The organism is Pseudoalteromonas sp. CF6-2, from assembly GCF_021729425.1.
Taxonomy (GTDB): Bacteria; Pseudomonadota; Gammaproteobacteria; order Enterobacterales; family Alteromonadaceae; genus Pseudoalteromonas; species Pseudoalteromonas arabiensis.
On record NZ_CP091442.1, the window covers coordinates 1,898,088 to 1,915,700 of the forward strand.

Below are 17,613 nucleotides of genomic sequence, written 5' to 3' on the forward strand. Positions count from 1 at the left end.
AGCCTTCGCTTTATCATTACTTTATTTTTAAGCTAATTTATCTGAAGCCACTTTATAATTTGGATCTTCAATCACATTTACTTCAACAATATCACGTGCCTTATGAAGGAGTTGAATGCAATCAGGACTCAAGTGGCGTAAGTGTAATTGCTTGCCTGCTTTTTTATATTTGTCCGCTAGGCTATCTATGGCTTCAATTGCACTGTGATCAGCAACACGGCTATGCTTGAATTCGATGATCACATCTTGAGGATCATTTTTAACATCAAATAGTTCAGCAAAATTTTTCACTGAGCCAAAGAACAACGGGCCATGTAGTTCATATACTTTTGAGCCTTGCTCATCTATATAATTACTTGTGTAAATGTGCTTCGCATGCTGCCAAGCAAATACCAGTGCAGATACAATGACCCCCACACAAACCGCTATTGCCAAGTCGGTTGCAACGGTTACACCTGACACTAATACAATCACAAACGCATCTGACTTAGGTACTCGCTTCATCATTTTGAAACTTGCCCACTCAAATGTGCCTAAAACCACCATAAACATAACACCTACTAGCGCTGCTAATGGGATCATCTCGATTAAACTTGCTGCAAACACGATAAAAACAAGAAGTAATAAAGCTGCACTAATGCCAGATAAACGTGAACGACCACCCGAGTTTATATTGATCATTGATTGACCAATCATGGCACAACCACCCATTGCACCAAAGAAGCCACACGTCACATTGGCAGCGCCCTGACCTATACACTCTTTATTACTATGGCCGCGAGTTTCTGTGATCTCATCAATTAAAGTAAGTGTTAATAATGACTCAATTAAGCCAATTGCCGCTAAAACTAATGCGTAAGGGAAAATAATTTTAAGCGTTTCTAAATTGAAAGGCACCATAGGAATATGAAATTCAGGTAAGCCACCTGCAATAGTCGCTTGCTCGTTACCTGTCATGCCCTTTAGAAAATCAAGTACCGTACGCGCTTCTAAATCTAGACCAATAACTAAACCTGTTACGGTCACAATCGCAACAAGCGAAGATGGTACTGCTGTCGTGAGCTTTGGCAAAAAGTGAATAATAGCCATAGTTAATGCAACTAAACCAAGCATGATATAAAGCGCTTGTCCTTCCATCCACTGCTGACCGCCCATGCCATCTGGTACTTTAAACTGCCCTAACTGCGCTAAGAAAATAACGATTGCCAAGCCGTTTACAAATCCCAACATCACAGGATGTGGCACCATGCGGATAAATTTACCCAGCTTAAACACCCCCGCTAAGATCTGCAATATCCCCATTAATAGTACAGTGGCAAATAAATACTCTACACCATGATCTAATACTAAACTTACCATCACAACAGCCAGTGCGCCTGTAGCACCAGAAATCATACCTGGACGACCCCCAAAAATAGCCGTTATTAAGCCAACAATAAATGCAGCATATAAACCGACTAATGGTTCTACGTTAGCAACGAAAGCAAATGCAACTGCTTCTGGTACTAATGCTAACGCTACAGTCAGGCCTGATAATATATCGTTTTTAGCAGAGCTAGGTGCTTTGCTGAGTAAGTTAAACATTAAGATCCTCTTTCTTGTGAATACGTTTTGGCAAGGCGCGGAATTCTAGCAAAAACTTGTTACGTTAACAATTATTAACAACAAAACGGCTAGCATTGTAAAATGCTAGCCGTTCATTGAAAAAGACTCAGTGTAGTAAATGGAAGAACTAGAGTGGTAATGATGTACTACGTTTAACACATGTCATTGTAACATTCGAATGTACTTCTTGAACGAATTCTAAGTTCAAAAGGTTATCACGAACAAACTGCTCATAGCCCTCTATCCCTTTTGATATGATACGTAACATAAAGTCCATTGTCCCTGCCATACTGTAGCATTCGGTAACTTCATCATAACTCATGATCAAACGTTCAAATTCAGCCAAGTTTGTTCTACCGTGGTTAGATAAGCGAACATGGGCGTAAACCAACATATCGAAGCCAAGCTTTTTCTCGTCAAGCAAAGCAACTTTACCTTTGATATAGCCATCCTGTTCAAGCTTCGCAATACGACGCCAACATGGAGATTGAGATAAACCAACTTTATCGGCAATTTCTGCCGTTGATAAGCTAGCATCTTGCTGTAACAATGCCAAAATTTGGCGATCTACTTGGTTTAGAGACATTTTATTTCTTTTTCTTTAAAGTTATTGGTTAAATTATACTACTGATTTAAAAATCAGTCTGCTCATTTTCAATTATTTATGCAAAAAAAATGCAATTCTAGCCATAGCGCCCGCTAATGAATGGGTTCGTTTTTCGTTCATGACCTACCGTTGTATTTGGACCATGCCCAGAGAGAATTCTAACCTCATCTGCTAGAGTCAATATTTCAGATTTAATAGATTCAATAAGTTGCGCACTGTCGCCTTTAGGAAAGTCTGTACGCCCTACCGAACCTTGAAAAATTACATCTCCAACAAATATTTGTTCAGACACATCATGGTAAAAAACAACATGTCCTGGGGTGTGACCAGGGCAGTGGCGCACTGATAGACAAGTATTACCGATACGAATTGTGTCTCCATGAGCTAACCATGCATCTGGATAAAATGGCGCTATGGGCGTAAAACCAAACATTTGCGCTTGCATTGGCAATGAATCAAACCAAAACTTATCGCCAATGTGTGGGCCTATGATTTTTACAGCAAATTTTTCAGCAAGTTGTTTCGCTGCACCAACATGGTCAAGGTGACCATGAGTCAAAAAAATAGACTCAAGTTCGCATCCTAATTCACAAAGCGTTGCACTTAGTTTATCGGCATCTCCGCCAGGATCAATTAATGCCGCTTTGTTGGTCTCACTACAAATAACAACACGACAATTTTGTGCAAAGCCTGTTACTGGAATTGTAATAACGTTCATTTCACTGCTCCATGGAAGGTTTTTCAAACGCCATTAAAATTGGGTACTGCAAATAAGCTTGATCATAAAAAGGTGAGCGCTTGTATAACCAGTTCAGGCGTGCTTCTGGGTCTTTAGCAAAGACTTTATCTTCACGAACTTTTTTATCAAACTCAAGCGCTAGCTCTGGTTGCGCTTGTAACATTTGCTTTGCGTAAGGTATCAAAGCATAGTTTTCCATATACTCAGTGCGCTGAAAAATAGTATTGAACTCGCCCCATGCAAAGAATGAATCAGGTGCTTCAGGGTGCAGCAAATGAGTTGCTAGCTCTGAGTATGGCTGATTTGTTGATACCTTATACCAGCCAGTTACATCAACATCAGTGATGTTCTTGTAATCGAAGCTTGCTTCAACTCGAAAACGCCCTTCAAAAGGCACTTTAGCAAAAGTATAGTCTTTCACCGTAGCCTGGGTTAAAGATTTAGGCCCAGTGTCTTTAACACGCAATACTTCAACACCATGTAGTTTTAATTTACTAATAATTGCACTATAAGCTGGCGGAATATAAAAGGCGCTAGGCACATTAACTGTTTTTTTAACGATTTTTTGCCAGTAAATAGGCAATGCATCATAACTTTCTTCTTCACCAAGATAAGCTACTTCCGCTTGCCCTGATAACTCACTTTTACTACGCGTATATTTTATTCCTTTAAATACCAGTGTATCAGGTTCTGTTGCATAGCTGCGCTCAACTACCAGTTGCGTAGGTTTAAATTCACGTTCTTTTTTAACCGCCGCTTGTAACGCTTGATTATTTTTAGCAAGCGCATCAATTGCACCATCTAAAAACACGTAAGTGCCAAGTACACGCTGTTTATAAGGTTTTAAAGAGTGGTTTTCAACTAAGATGCTCGGTAAAGAACGTAAATCGCCCCACCCATTCGAATAGCGTGGTGTTGCAACCCATCCAGCCAATCCTTTTTTAAAATCACGTTTATCCATTACAAAAACTAACGGACCGGGAATATGACCCATCTTAGCCAATTTAGTGTCGATAACTGGCTTGAACATTGTGTCGAGTGCTTCTGAAACACTGGGTGATTCACTTGAAAAAACCGGATTATAGCCATACGTCACATCATATTGATAATCAGCGCCGTCGGTAACATGTACATCCACATAAAGATCGGGTTTGAACGTATTAATAACCTTCAACACACCTCGCACTTCTGGGGTATCTAACTTAGTGTAATCACGATTAAGGTTTAAATTTAAACCATTGGTTCTAAAACCCATTTCAACGGGGCCACGCTGATTTATACGATTAAATTGGCTACTTCTTTCATGTCCATCAACATTTAAAATAGGAATGAAAAGTATATTTACTTTACTCAAGATATCACGGCGCTTGCCTGTTGCAATGTCACGCAGCAGCATAAACATGGCATCTTTGCCATCAATCTCACCGCTATGAATACCAGCTTGAATAAAAATTGTTGGTTTTGCATCAGACGTTAACTGCGCTGCATCGAACAAACCTTGCTCATTCGCAACTAACATTTTTATCTTACGCCCTGCACTGCTTGTTGCGATTGTTTGTACTTTAAACTGTGTTGGGTTGGCTGCAACAAGCCTATCAACAAACGCCATGGTATCTTCATAGTTTGGCGAACGCATACCGCCACTTAATTCAAAATCTGTAGTTAATGGACCTTTTTCTTGCATCAACGTCACACTTTCACCTTGCCAAGGTTTTAAGGGTGGTAAGTGACTGTCCATGGTCACAGCAGCAGATAAAAACATTAAGCCAGCAAACATATTACTCTCAGGTGCGATACTTATTTAATTAGAAGAAATTATAACAACTAATCTGAGTTGATTGCGTAAACTGCGGTGATTCAACAAAAAAATGGAGCTAATGACATGCGTATATAATTATTTAGCAAAGAAATGTTTTGAGTTTGAGATCAAAAAAAGGAGCACAAGGCTCCTTTTTAAAACTTTTATGAAAAGTGAATTAAGCCGCTAGGCCTTCTTTTGCTTTTTCAACAAGTGCTGCAAATGCAACTTGGTCATAAACTGCGATATCTGCAAGGATCTTACGATCGATTTCTACAGAAGTCTTTTTAAGACCATTGATAAAACGGCTGTATGAAAGACCGTTTTGACGAGCTGCTGCATTGATACGTGCAATCCAAAGTTGACGGAAAGTACGTTTCTTAGCACGACGGTCACGGTAAGCGTATTGACCCGCTTTAGTAACTGCCTGGAAAGCTACGCGGTAAACACGTGAACGTGCTCCGTAGTAACCTTTAGCTTGCTTTAAAACTTTTTTGTGACGTGCACGTGCGATAACACCGCGTTTAACTCTTGCCATTTCTGAAGACTCCTATTAAGCGAATGGTAACATACGTGAAACTAGACCATGGTCATTCTTATGAACCATCATCTTAGGACGTAAGTGTAATTTACGCTTAGAAGTTTTCTTAGTCAGAATGTGACGAAGATGCGCTTGTTTACGCTTGAAACCGCCAGAAGCAGTCTTTTTGAAACGCTTAGCAGCGCCTCTGTGAGTTTTTAGCTTATAAGCCATTGCAATAACTCCAAATGTATTGCTTTACGATTAGGCAAGCAGGCGAGAGGTAAATAAATAACTCTACTTTTAAGGCCAAACTTACCGCCAATATCCGGTGAAAATCCAGTAAATATAACTGCAATTTTACTTTAAACCGGTTATTTCAGGTGAACAGCATGCTGCTACTTGGAGACCTGAAATAAATTCGGTGCGTATTATCGCTTGTTTATTACTTTTTAGCAATAGGGGCCATCATCATTACCATTTGACGACCTTCAACACGATTAGGGAAAGATTCAACTTGTGAAACATCTTCCAAATCAGCTTTAACACGATTTAATAATTCAATACCAATTTCTTGGTGAGCCATTTCACGGCCACGGAAGCGAATAGTAATTTTAGCTTTATCACCCGCTTCTAAGAACTTACGCAAGTTGCGAAGCTTAACCTGGTAATCACCTTCATCCGTACCTGGACGGAATTTGATTTCTTTAACCTGGATCTGCTTTTGCTTTTTCTTTTGTTCTTTTAGTTCTTTGCTTTTTTCAAAGATGAACTTACCGTAGTCCATAACCTTACATACAGGTGGCTCTGCATTAGGACTGATTTCTACAAGATCTACACCCGCATCATCAGCCATAGCTTGCGCTTCTTTTAATGACACGATGCCAGCTTGCTCGCCGTCAATGTCAATTAAACGAACTTCTTTAGCTGTAATATCTTCGTTGATACGATTTTTTTGAGCTGTTTGTTGCCCTTTCTTGCCGCCTCTAATGGTACGATCCTCCAAGAATATAAAATAAAAAGCGTGTAGTTGGCTGTTTGTTATGCCCTACACGCTCATGATTTACTGTCGATTTTTTATTTCATCACTAATTTTAGCTACAAAATCATCAACATTAAATTTGCCTAGGTCTTCACCTGTGCGAGTGCGTACTGCCACTTCTTGTTGTTCAACTTCTTTGTCGCCAACAACAAGTAAATATGGAATACGTTTTAACGTATGTTCACGGATTTTAAAGCCAATCTTCTCATTTCTCAAGTCAGCAGCGGCTCTAATTCCAAGTTTATTTAATTTTTGTACAATTTCTTGCACATAATCAGCTTGTTTATCGGTGATATTCATAATCACAACTTGCTTAGGCGCAAGCCATGTTGGAAACAAGCCAGCGTATTCTTCGGTTAAAATACCAATGAAACGCTCGATTGAACCTAATATAGCACGATGAATCATCACTGGTGTACGACGTTCATTATTTTCTGCAACGTATGTCGCACCTAAACGACCCGGTAATGCAAAATCTAGCTGTACAGTACCACATTGCCATGCACGATCTAAACAGTCATAGAGTGTAAACTCAATTTTAGGACCATAAAATGCACCTTCACCTGGTAGGTAATCAAATTCAATGTCATTTGCTTTCAGCGCTTCAGCCAGTGCAAGCTCAGCTTTATCCCACATTTCGTCTTCGCCGATACGCTTTTCTGGACGAGTAGATAGTTTTACAACAATCTTTTCAAAGCCAAACGTTTCGTATGTATCGTAAACCATTTTGATACATGACGATACTTCATCCATGATTTGCTCTTCTGTACAGAAGATATGCGCATCATCTTGAGTAAAGCCACGTACACGCATTAAGCCGTGCAATGCACCTGATGGTTCGTTTCGGTGACAACACCCAAACTCAGCCATACGCAATGGAAGATCACGGTATGATTTTAAACCTTGATTAAAGATTTGCACGTGACCTGGGCAGTTCATTGGTTTAATTGCATATTCGCGCTTTTCTGATTCAGTTGTGAACATGGCATCTGAATATTTATCCCAGTGACCTGATTTTTCCCATAAACCACGGTCCATCATTAGTGGGCCTTTCACTTCTTCGTAATCATACTCACGTAGTTTTTCACGAACAAAGTCTTCTAGTTCACGGTAAATGCTCCAGCCGTCATTATGCCAAAACACCATGCCTGGTGCTTCTTCTTGCCAGTGCCAAAGGTCAAGTGCTTTACCAATACGGCGATGGTCACGTTTTTCAGCTTCTTCTAAACGTTTTAAATACGCTTTAAGTTGCTTTTTATCTGCCCATGCTGTGCCGTAAATACGTTGCAGCATTTTGTTTTCTGAATCACCACGCCAATATGCACCCGCCACTTTCATAATTTTGAAGTGTTGGCAGAATTTCATATTTGGTACATGTGGGCCACGACACATGTCAACATATTCTTCGTGATGGTATAAGCCTGGACGGTCATCTTTTGCGATATTCTCGTCTAAGATTTCCATTTTATATGTTTCACCGCGTGCTTCAAAAGTATCACGCGCTTCTTGCCAGCTAACGGTCTTTTTAACCACATCGTAGTTTGTTTTAGCAAGCTCAAGCATACGCTTTTCAATTGCATCTAAATCGTCTTGGCTTAAAGAATGCTCCATATCGATATCGTAATAGAAACCGTTATCAATGGTCGGACCGATTGCCATTTTCGCTTCAGGGAAAAGTTGCTTAACTGCATGACCAATAAGGTGCGCACATGAGTGACGGATGATCTCTAAACCATCGTCGTCTTTTGCTGTGATAATTTCTAAACGTGCGTCATCGGTAATTAAATCACATGCATCAACACGCGAGCCATTCACACGGCCTGCAATAGTTGCCTTGGCAAGGCCAGGACCGATATCACTTGCTACATCATAGGTACTTACTGGGTTTTCAAAACTACGCTGACTGCCGTCAGGGAGGGTAATAACTGGCATTATAAATCCTTACTACAGTGGTGATGCCTACAATGCATCACATGTATTTTTTAAAAAATTAATTTGTAAACTCTGCAACGCTTTTACGAATAAGCATTGCCATTTTAGTGCCTATTTAGGCTCATATTCACTGAGTCTTCGCAAACATGAACGACCATTGTCGCCGCTACTGAATTCAAATACAAGTAGTTAGAAGACTAAATTGACAATTACTTATCCCATTTCATACTTAGTGAAGATAACTTTTTGGGTAAATATGATGTCAAAACCTCACACAGTTAAATTTGCAACATTTAATTTGCTAAATTATACAGCACCACCCTATTCTTTTTATCAGCAACATGAACATTATAATAAAACCCAGTGGCGCCAAAAGCAGCAATTTATCGCCCAGTTTCTAAACCAAACCCAAGCCGATATAGTCGCTTTTCAAGAAGTGTTTAGCTATCAAGCATTGGAAGTACAATGTAAAGAAGCAGGTTACGACTACTTTGAAATAGTTGACACGCCAAGTCACGATGCGCTGTATCCACAGGTACTTTTCAATCCCATTGTCGCCTTAGCCAGTAAGTACCCTTTAAAAAGCTGTGAACCACTGACACCATGCCCTGAACTGCTTGAATACCTGAATAACCAAAATGAGTTCAAGTTCAATAGAACCCCTATTAAATGCTTAATCTCAATCCCCTTCTTTGGGGATATCTGCTGTTATGTGGTTCACTTTAAATCACAACGCGTGCAATCAATGGCGCATATTTTAAATATTCATAACCTTGAAGATCCATTACTTCAATTGCTACATCAAACTGTGGGGACTATGCAATCGCAAATATCACGTTCCCTTGAGGCCTCAATTGTTTATTACGATGCTTTAAAGACACAGCGTGAAAAACAGTGTGCAACTATTGTGATGGGTGATTTTAACGATGTACTTACTAGCCCGACATTATCATTTATGACACAAGGTTTTCATCCGACGCGCTGTGAACCATGCATCGAGCAAAATGAACCTGTGGTAGGATTAACAGATGCATATCTATTTAGTGATGAAAATAAAGCAGGCTATACTAAGCCTTACAGTCATTATTATCACCGCCGTGGCAGCGTACTTGATTATATCCTTGTTTCTGCACATTTTAATCCTGAATGTGCAATGTCAAAAGTGAGTTCAGTCTCCTATTCGAGCTTTGAAGAACATTTAAATCCTGCCGAAACACTTGAAGACATAAGCGTCAGTGATCATAGTGCGATTGCTATTAAAATTCATTTTTAAAGCAACTGTTTTTCAGGTCGTTACTTGCTATAATTGCGAAAATTAAGTTATTTAGAGAATGACCATGAGAACATGCGGTGTAGAAATTACCGGTAGCGACGTGCTGCTGTGTATTTTAACGAAAGATAACGATGTGTTTGATATCCGTGATATAAGACAAACTCGCTTTACCTTAGCGAACGGTAACGACACGGAAGTGATGCGTAAATTTCAATTTGATTTCAGAAAATTAATGCAAGACTATCAAATTGATTCTGTAGCAATTAAGGAACGTCAGCCGAAAGGTAAGTTTGCCGGTAGTGCAAAAGGTTTTAAGATGGAAACGGCTATCCAACTGATTGAAGAACTAGACGTAGAAGTATTAAGCGCAACGACAATAAAAGAACAGTTAAAACGTAACCCTCTACCTATCGCGTTTGAAGATACAGGTCTTAAAAAGTTTCAAGAAAATGCCTTTATTAATGCCTACGTTTATTTGATGCGTAAAACCTACAAGCGAGATGAAGACTAACCATTTATCAATACTTGAAAAACGTGCTTATGCACGTTTTTTTGTGCCTGTAAAAAGACCATCCTTTCCTCCCAACTTAGAGCTACACTCTGTACATTAGTCTTATATCGCTTTCATTTGTCGACAATCTATGCTTAGTTAAACATGTAAGCTAATGCTATGCGAATATTCAATAAATTGATTTAGCTATTTTCGCATCAAGTCCACGACAACATTCAATAGGACACGGAGAACACAATGCAAGCAAATAATATACATGGTAACAGTCTTCCATTAACACAAAGCTATTTCCAAGGCGCTACTGACGTTCCCTTAATTGATAAAACAATAGGTCAGTATCTTGACGCTATTGTCGACAATAACCCAGAACATCCCGCTATTGTTGTTAATCATCAAAACATTCGTCTGACATACAAAGAATACCAACATCGAATTAATCAACTCGCTATGGGGCTACTCTCGCTTGGCGTTAAACCAGGAGACCGTGTTGGTATCTGGTCCCCTAATAATATTGAATGGTGTTTAACGCAATTCGCTACCGCAAAAATTGGTGCCATTATGGTATGTATTAACCCAGCATATCGCCCCAGTGAATTAAAATATGCCCTTAACAGCGTTGAGTGCTCAACACTTATTACCGCGAGTGAATTTAAAGCGAGTAATTATATAAGCATGCTTAATGAACTTGCCCCTGAGTTAAAAAACTCATATGCAGGTGAGTTAAACCTAAACGCCCTTCCACATTTAAAAAACATCATCCGTATTGGTGATAAGCCAGCTCCAGGAATGTTCAGTTTTGATGATATAATGCAACGCGCTACAGATGCTCATAAACTCGAACTCGATGCGATTGCAGCTACGTTGAATTGCGAGCAAGATATCAATATTCAATTTACATCAGGTACCACAGGCAACCCAAAAGGCGCGACCTTATCGCATAAAAACATTCTCAATAATGGCTTTTTGATGGCTGAGGCTATGAAACTGACATATCAGGATAAACTCTGTATTCCTGTGCCTCTGTACCATTGTTTTGGTATGGTGTTAGGTAATTTAGTGTGTATTAGTAAAGGTGCAACAGCGGTCTTCCCAAGTGATTCATTTGATCCTAAAACAACCCTTGAAGTGGTAGAAAAAGAACATTGTACCGCTCTTCATGGCGTACCGACTATGTTTATAGCAGAATTGGAACACAAAGAGTTCGCTCAGTATGATTTATCTAGCCTACGAACGGGCATCATGGCCGGTTCGACATGCCCTGAGCAAGTTATGCGCAAAGTTCATTCACTAATGCATATGACAGAAGTCGTGATTGGTTATGGGCAAACTGAATGTAGCCCGATTAACAATGTGACTGAAACTGACTCACCAATTGAAAAGCAAGTGAGTACTGTCGGCCGCGCTCTGGCCCATACCGAGGTGAAAATTATTGATGAACTGGGTGATATTCAACAGATTGGTATCCCTGGCGAAGTATGTAGCCGCGGTGCGGGTATCATGCGCTGCTATTGGAACGATAAAGAGAAAACGGATGCCACCATTGATAAGGACGGCTGGTTACACTCTGGAGATTTAGGGGTAATGGACGAAGAAGGGTTTGTTTCTATCGTTGGTCGCATTAAAGATATGATTATTCGTGGCGGTGAGAACATATATCCACGAGAAATCGAGGAGGTACTTTACACCTACCCAGGTATCCAAGATGCCGCAATTTTTGGAATTAGCGATGAAAAATATGGCGAAGAAGTGTGTGCGTGGATACAACCACAGGATGATGCAGTACTAGATGAACAGGCCATTCGCACATTTTTAAAAGACAAGCTTGCCTATTTTAAAGTACCAAAGCACATTCACTTTGTCGATGAATACCCAATGACAGTCACAGGTAAACTACAAAAATTCAAAATGCGTGAGCAAATGCAGGAGTTGCTCAGTGAAAAAACATTCTCGTAATTAAGAGATAGCTAAAGCTCTGCATTATCGAGCTTTAGCTAAAAATGCACTTTTATTTATCTAAAATAGTCTCAAAGCCACCATATATCATGCGTTTTCTGTAAATAGCATGGGGTTGTTTTCAGATCTCAGCTATACAACGCCTTGTTTCATCATTGCTTCTGCTACACGCTCGAAACCTGCTATGTTAGCGCCAAGGCTTAGATCATCTTCATGAGAGTACTGTTTCGCTGTAGTGGAAACAGTATCGAAGATAGTCCTCATAACTTGTTGGAGTTTTTCATCGACTTGCTCTGGTCGCCATGTTTGCATACTAGCATTTTGTGCCATTTCAAACTGACTAGTTGCCACACCACCTGCATTCGCGGCTTTGCTAGGTCCAAGGTAAACTTTATGCTTTTTAAAAACAGTCAGCGCTTCTGCAGTGCTTGGCATATTTGCACCTTCACATACGATTAAACAGCCATTATCTACAAGTGAAGTCGCATCATTTTTAGTAATTTCATTTTGAGTTGCACAGGGTAAAGCGATATCAGCTTCATATTGCCATACTTTATGACCATTGTTTGGGTACTGATTAACGGGTGTGAACTCAGCTTCAGAATGTGTGTTTAGGTAGTCTCGAAGCTCAGCTCCTTGTTCTGTTTTTAGGTGTTTAACAAGCTCAACATCTAAACCATCTTTGCAGTATAAAGTCCCTTTTGAATCGCTACAGGTTAAAACGATAGCGTCACATTGGCTAAGCTTATCCATCAAATGGAGTGCGACATTACCTGCGCCTGATACGAGACAACGCTTTCCTTGTAAAGAGTCATTTTTAGCATCAAGCATAGCACTTAGAAAATAAGCTATGCCATAGCCTGTCGCTTCAGCTCTTAATGCAGAGCCCCCCATCAGCAAGGGCTTACCCGTTAGCACCCCTTGAAACTGATTAGTTATGCGCTTGTATTGGCCGAATAAATAGCCTATTTCTCTTGAACCTACGCCAATATCACCCGCTGGTACATCCGTTGTAGCACCAATGTGCCTATATAGCTCTGTCATGAAAGATTGGCAAAAACGCATAATCTCGTTATCACTTTTCCCTTTCGGGTCAAAGTCTGCACCTCCTTTTGCGCCACCTAAGGGTAAACCCGTTAACGCATTCTTAAGGATCTGTTCAAAGCCTAAGAACTTAATAACTCCAAGGTTTACACTTGGATGAAAACGTAGACCTCCTTTAAAAGGCCCAAGAGTAGAGCTAAACTCAATACGATAGCCCCTGTTAACGTGCACATTCCCGTTATCATCAAGCCATGGAACTCTGAACATGATTTGTCTTTCCGGTTCAACTAATCGCTCAATAATGCCCATTTTTTTATAATCATTATGTCCATCAACGACACGCTTTAGAGATGATAGTACTTCTTCAACAGCTTGATAGAACTCAGGTTCGTTAGGGTTAGATTCCTTTACTGTTTGCAGAATTCCTTGTAGATATTGCATGCCAACTCCTCTATTAAGCTATTGAAATTACTCGTTACTAATTAAACTCTATTTAGTAAAAAATCGATCACTTTGAATGATAAGTGAAGACTACTCTATAAAAATGGTTTAAAAGGTCAAGTAATCATGTGCTAAAGCCACTCGCTAAGTTAACTTTATGCTAGCGCATATTTTTTGTTGTGGATATGAATGAAAAGCGAAGACATTTTAACGCTGCTAAAAGAGAGTTAATTTTACAAAATAGCTTTGTCGAAATGCGAATTAGGATCATTCATAGCGCACATTAATGTACGCTATGACGCCTAATAACTTACTTATTAGGCCACTCAAATGCGCCAACGTCCCCTGGGAATACAACTGGGGATTCAATTCCGTCTTTGTTCACGGCTGCGACACCAAAATAGTAGTTATCGATCACGACATTGTTAAGGGTGGCTTCGGTTACCTTGCCAACGTCCCGACTAAACTGCCACTGTGGTTCACTGGTATAACGCCAATAAATTTTATAGCTAACCACTGTTGGATCATCACTTTTATGCCAAGCTAGTGTTGTACTTGGCTTTACAGCACCTGAAATACTGACACCTGTTGGCGGTGCGGGTGCCCACGCCATTGATGCCATTGTCACAGCATTTAACGAGGTTAATTTAGCCGCATAGGCAAAATCAACATGATCGATGGTGTCGCCGTAAGTAATGCCATTTTCAGTACGTAAGTCTTGATGCTGTTGATTGTAGTTTTCATTGGTTTCCATAATGCGCACAGCCGCAAAACCAACATCGTTGAATGGACGATGATGCCCTCCTCGACCAAATCGATCGAGTCGATAGACCAACATGGTATCGAGATTTTCAATATATCTATCCGCAATTGTATCGATGTAGCGCGCGAGGTTACGACTTGCAGAGTCGACTTCACCACCGGTAAAGCGGCGTTTATTAGCTTGTTCTTTTGTTTCTATAACACGAGTGCCTTCTGAGAAGATACGTGCTGTTGTGTTATCTGTAACACCATTAATGCCGGTTGAATTACCAATCATGTCGTTATTTAAAACGCCATGAACACGCCAGTGATGCTCTTGTGCATATTTAGCTAAAATTTTACCACCAAACAAGCCTTGTTCTTCACCAGAGAGCGCAGCATACACAATTGAGCCATTAAATTTATACTTTGATAAAACACGTGCAGATTCAAGCACACCAGCCACACCGGAAGCATTATCGTTAGCCCCTGGTGCATCAGAGGTATAGTCCATTACATCAGAGACCCTCGAATCAATATCTCCCGACATCATTATCATGCGGTTTTCATCAACTTGGCCGCGCTGAATCGCCACGATATTGACAACTTCTACCGGGTTTGGAATACGCTTTTCACCAGAGATAGTGTCTTTTACTTCAATGATTTCTAGACAATTACCACAGGCTTTTGAAATGGCCTCAAACTCAGATTTTATCCAGCGCCTAGCCGCACCAATACCGCGCGTATTCGATTTCGTTTCTGATAAGGTGTGACGAGTACCAAAATCAACCAAGGTTTGAATATCTTGCTCTATACGCGTTTTTGAAACTGCATTTGCAATATCATGCAAAGCTTGTTGACCTTTGTATTGAGGTGTCGTGGCATGCACTGCCGCTGCCAATAACAGTGATGAGCTAAACAAAGCACCACTTGGTGTTATTATTTTACGCTTAAACATAGTTTCACTCCTTCAATGAATCATTCAAGGCTAACTACTATTTTTTTTCGCACAATAGTTATGAGTCAGAAAACAGATTATCAGGTTAAAACAATCATTAAACAGAACTTAAGTATGAGTCCGATACGATTACTTATCAGCCTAAATAGTCGTTTTCTCTTAAAACTACTCTGGCTTTACATTGGGAAGCTTTATTCCACTGTGATAAAAAACGGCTTGGTTTCCCCCTGCTTTTTTCGCATCATACATTGCCTTATCAGCGCATTGGATTAAATATTCAGCATCACCATAATGCTCAGGGAATAAAACCACACCAATACTTGGCGAGTAGCTTAGTAACTCATTATTATATTCAAGAGGTTTACAAATCTCTTCACGCAATAAATCAACGACTTCGACAACATCTTGCTTATTACTAATACTATTTAAAATAACAACAAATTCATCTCCCCCTAAGCGCCCTACACTATCTTCTTTTCTAAGTTGGTGACGAAGACGCATCGCAACTGTTTTTAATAGCTTGTCGCCCGCTGCATGACCATGAAAATCATTTACTTGTTTAAAACCATCTATGTCAATAAAGAGGACAGCAATAATTGTCGATATCGTATTAGCAACAGACAATGACTCTTCTAGCTCAGAAATCAAAAAGCTGCGATTAGGTAAATCTGTTAATGGATCATGTCCTGCCATATAAATCAGTTTTTGTTCGAGGTTCTTTTGCTCGGTAATATCATAAGCTATTGCCACCCTGACTTGTTTTTCTTCAGACCAGTAAACTGACCATAAAACATGTACAATACGGCCATCTTTTCTAACCCATCGATTTTCAAAACGAGGAGGATGATTATTTATAACAATTTGATTAACGGCATTGATAGTTTTAGTCCTGTCTTCTGGGTAGACAAAATCTAACATATATCTACCGATGGCTTCTTCAGGGGGGTAGCCAAAAATAGTTTCAAAGGCAGGGTTAGTAAAAAGCAAGCAGCCCTTTGCATCTACTACACAAACAGCATCTAATAAAAGCTCTATAATATCAGACAAGTATTCAGGCGTTTCTTTCTTCATAAGCGACTTTCAAGCTGACTATAAATTGAGTATAGCCTAAACCGAGCAAGTAACTGAGCAATTAAGTAGTAATTGGGTACAACTTTTTTGATAAAAAAGTAGATACAATACAAAAAAATACAATGCCACTTAAATCAGCGAGTAAATCAACAAGATCAAAAGTACGCGTGGCGATAAAGTATTGACTGAACTCCTCCAACACAACAAAAGTAAACACAATTAAAGCAGCCCAATATATTTTAAAACCCCCAATAACACTGGCTTTGAACTTAAACGCTAAGTTTATAAATAGTGTGAGCAATCCAAACAATAAAAAATGCCCAAGCTTATCGCCATAAGGTATCGCAGCAACTAAATCAAAAAACACCGATTTCTGACCTGTATTAGCAAGGTAAATAACCCAACCGATAAACCCAAAAAAACCAATTGCTAATAGAATAAGAAAACGTTGAAACATCTATTTACGGTGCCATATGAGAAGTTAAAAACAAAAACTGATAAGGAATGACTTTATTCCAATAATGCCAATCATGAATGCCTGGGCGTTCGATATAATCATGCCGAATACGCAGATTTAGCATCGCTTGATGCAAGGCTCGGTTTTGTTCAATAAAAAAATCATCAACGCCAATATCAAGCATGATGGGAAGATCGTCAGCGCTCTTTTTCCATGCTGTATTACCTGCTGCAATTTTATGAAGGTTATTAACGATAGCGATGCTATCCCACCTTGCTTCATTTTCAGCATAATTGCCAAGCACCTTGGTAAGATCAAACTCTGCACTAAAAGGTCTTACATCGACCCCCGCAGACATCGCTGATACAACTGCAAACCGATGAGGGTGATTTATCGCGATATGCAGTGCACCAAACCCTCCCATCGATAACCCTGTGATTGCTCGGCCAGTTTTAGACCGGTTAGTCGAATAATTAGAATCGATATAGTCTACAACGTCTTCAGCAATATATGTTTCATATTGCGATGTTTTGTCGACCTCAGAATCTAAATACCAAGAGCCAAAGTTACCATCTGGGTTAACAACGATAACATTATATTGGTCAGCAAGTTGTTCAATGTTAGTGAGCTTTGTCCAATCAGTGTGATTACCACTAAAGCCATGTAATACGTAAACAACATTATAGTTTTTAGATTCTTCGTAGTTATCAGGTAAAGTAATTGTCAGCGGTTTTTCTATCGCGGTCTTCTTACCTTTAAAGGTGAAAGTGTCTGTTTGATAAGCACTTATAGGTAAGCTGATCATGAGTGCAAATAAGCTAAGCCGTTTTTTCATGGTAAGTTCCTTTTTCTTATTATAGTTCCATGGTTATTAAGATATGTAAACACTTGAATCATGATGTATTTTAATAGTTTTTAGGT

General features: G+C 39.6%; 16 protein-coding genes. 3 read left to right on the forward strand and 13 right to left on the reverse strand.

Annotated elements, in window-relative coordinates:
* Positions 1 to 27: 27 nt before the first annotated feature.
* From L3Q70_RS08800 to thrS, 8 genes are all read right to left on the reverse strand, one after another.
* Complete coding sequence (locus L3Q70_RS08800; RefSeq protein ID WP_062569154.1) at positions 28 to 1,584, reverse strand: SulP family inorganic anion transporter; 1,557 nt, start codon at positions 1,582 to 1,584, stop codon at positions 28 to 30.
* 148 nt (positions 1,585 to 1,732) lie between these two features.
* Positions 1,733 to 2,191 carry an Lrp/AsnC family transcriptional regulator gene (locus tag L3Q70_RS08805; protein ID WP_036968198.1) on the reverse strand — a complete coding sequence of 153 codons (459 nt, stop codon included), beginning with the start codon at positions 2,189 to 2,191 and terminating at the stop codon, positions 1,733 to 1,735.
* 97 nt (positions 2,192 to 2,288) lie between these two features.
* The gene (locus L3Q70_RS08810) at positions 2,289 to 2,930 is read right to left on the reverse strand and encodes an MBL fold metallo-hydrolase (RefSeq protein WP_062569155.1); all 642 of its coding nucleotides are present in this window, start codon (positions 2,928 to 2,930) and stop codon (positions 2,289 to 2,291) included.
* 1 nt (position 2,931) lies between these two features.
* Entirely contained in the window at positions 2,932 to 4,728 is a 1,797-nt protein-coding gene (locus L3Q70_RS08815; protein WP_193988852.1) for a M14 family metallopeptidase, read from the reverse strand.
* Between the two features lie 199 nt (positions 4,729 to 4,927).
* Entirely contained in the window at positions 4,928 to 5,287 is a 360-nt protein-coding gene (gene rplT / locus L3Q70_RS08820; protein ID WP_062569157.1) for a 50S ribosomal protein L20, read from the reverse strand.
* 15 nt (positions 5,288 to 5,302) lie between these two features.
* The gene (gene rpmI, locus L3Q70_RS08825; protein ID WP_054554888.1) at positions 5,303 to 5,503 is read right to left on the reverse strand and encodes a 50S ribosomal protein L35; all 201 of its coding nucleotides are present in this window, start codon (positions 5,501 to 5,503) and stop codon (positions 5,303 to 5,305) included.
* Positions 5,504 to 5,714: 211 nt separating this feature from the next.
* Entirely contained in the window at positions 5,715 to 6,275 is a 561-nt protein-coding gene (gene infC / locus L3Q70_RS08830) for a translation initiation factor IF-3 (protein ID WP_083515308.1), read from the reverse strand.
* Positions 6,276 to 6,332: 57 nt separating this feature from the next.
* On the reverse strand, positions 6,333 to 8,243 hold the full coding sequence (thrS, locus tag L3Q70_RS08835) for a threonine--tRNA ligase (protein ID WP_062569158.1): 1,911 nt from the start codon (positions 8,241 to 8,243) through the stop codon (positions 6,333 to 6,335).
* Between the two features lie 256 nt (positions 8,244 to 8,499).
* On the opposite strand from thrS, the gene L3Q70_RS08840 reads away from it, so the two are divergent.
* From L3Q70_RS08840 to L3Q70_RS08850, 3 genes are all read left to right on the forward strand, one after another.
* On the forward strand, positions 8,500 to 9,516 hold the full coding sequence (locus tag L3Q70_RS08840) for an endonuclease/exonuclease/phosphatase family protein (protein WP_237114114.1): 1,017 nt from the start codon (positions 8,500 to 8,502) through the stop codon (positions 9,514 to 9,516).
* A gap of 64 nt (positions 9,517 to 9,580) precedes the next feature.
* The gene (locus L3Q70_RS08845; protein ID WP_193988854.1) at positions 9,581 to 10,027 is read left to right on the forward strand and encodes a DUF3010 family protein; all 447 of its coding nucleotides are present in this window, start codon (positions 9,581 to 9,583) and stop codon (positions 10,025 to 10,027) included.
* 237 nt (positions 10,028 to 10,264) lie between these two features.
* The gene (locus L3Q70_RS08850; protein ID WP_237114115.1) at positions 10,265 to 11,980 is read left to right on the forward strand and encodes an AMP-binding protein; all 1,716 of its coding nucleotides are present in this window, start codon (positions 10,265 to 10,267) and stop codon (positions 11,978 to 11,980) included.
* Between the two features lie 132 nt (positions 11,981 to 12,112).
* Here L3Q70_RS08850 and gdhA read toward each other — a convergent pair whose 3' ends face one another.
* From gdhA to L3Q70_RS08875, 5 genes are all read right to left on the reverse strand, one after another.
* The gene (gene gdhA / locus L3Q70_RS08855) at positions 12,113 to 13,465 is read right to left on the reverse strand and encodes an NADP-specific glutamate dehydrogenase (protein ID WP_237114116.1); all 1,353 of its coding nucleotides are present in this window, start codon (positions 13,463 to 13,465) and stop codon (positions 12,113 to 12,115) included.
* A 310-nt stretch (positions 13,466 to 13,775) separates the two neighbouring features.
* Positions 13,776 to 15,164 carry a M28 family metallopeptidase gene (locus L3Q70_RS08860; protein ID WP_237114117.1) on the reverse strand — a complete coding sequence of 463 codons (1,389 nt, stop codon included), beginning with the start codon at positions 15,162 to 15,164 and terminating at the stop codon, positions 13,776 to 13,778.
* 165 nt (positions 15,165 to 15,329) lie between these two features.
* On the reverse strand, positions 15,330 to 16,235 hold the full coding sequence (locus tag L3Q70_RS08865) for a diguanylate cyclase (protein ID WP_237114118.1): 906 nt from the start codon (positions 16,233 to 16,235) through the stop codon (positions 15,330 to 15,332).
* Positions 16,236 to 16,296: 61 nt separating this feature from the next.
* The gene (locus L3Q70_RS08870) at positions 16,297 to 16,692 is read right to left on the reverse strand and encodes a VanZ family protein (protein ID WP_062569165.1); all 396 of its coding nucleotides are present in this window, start codon (positions 16,690 to 16,692) and stop codon (positions 16,297 to 16,299) included.
* 4 nt (positions 16,693 to 16,696) lie between these two features.
* Positions 16,697 to 17,527: an alpha/beta hydrolase family protein gene (locus L3Q70_RS08875; protein WP_237114119.1), complete on the reverse strand. Its 831-nt coding sequence runs from the start codon at positions 17,525 to 17,527 to the stop codon at positions 16,697 to 16,699.
* Positions 17,528 to 17,613: the final 86 nt, after the last annotated feature.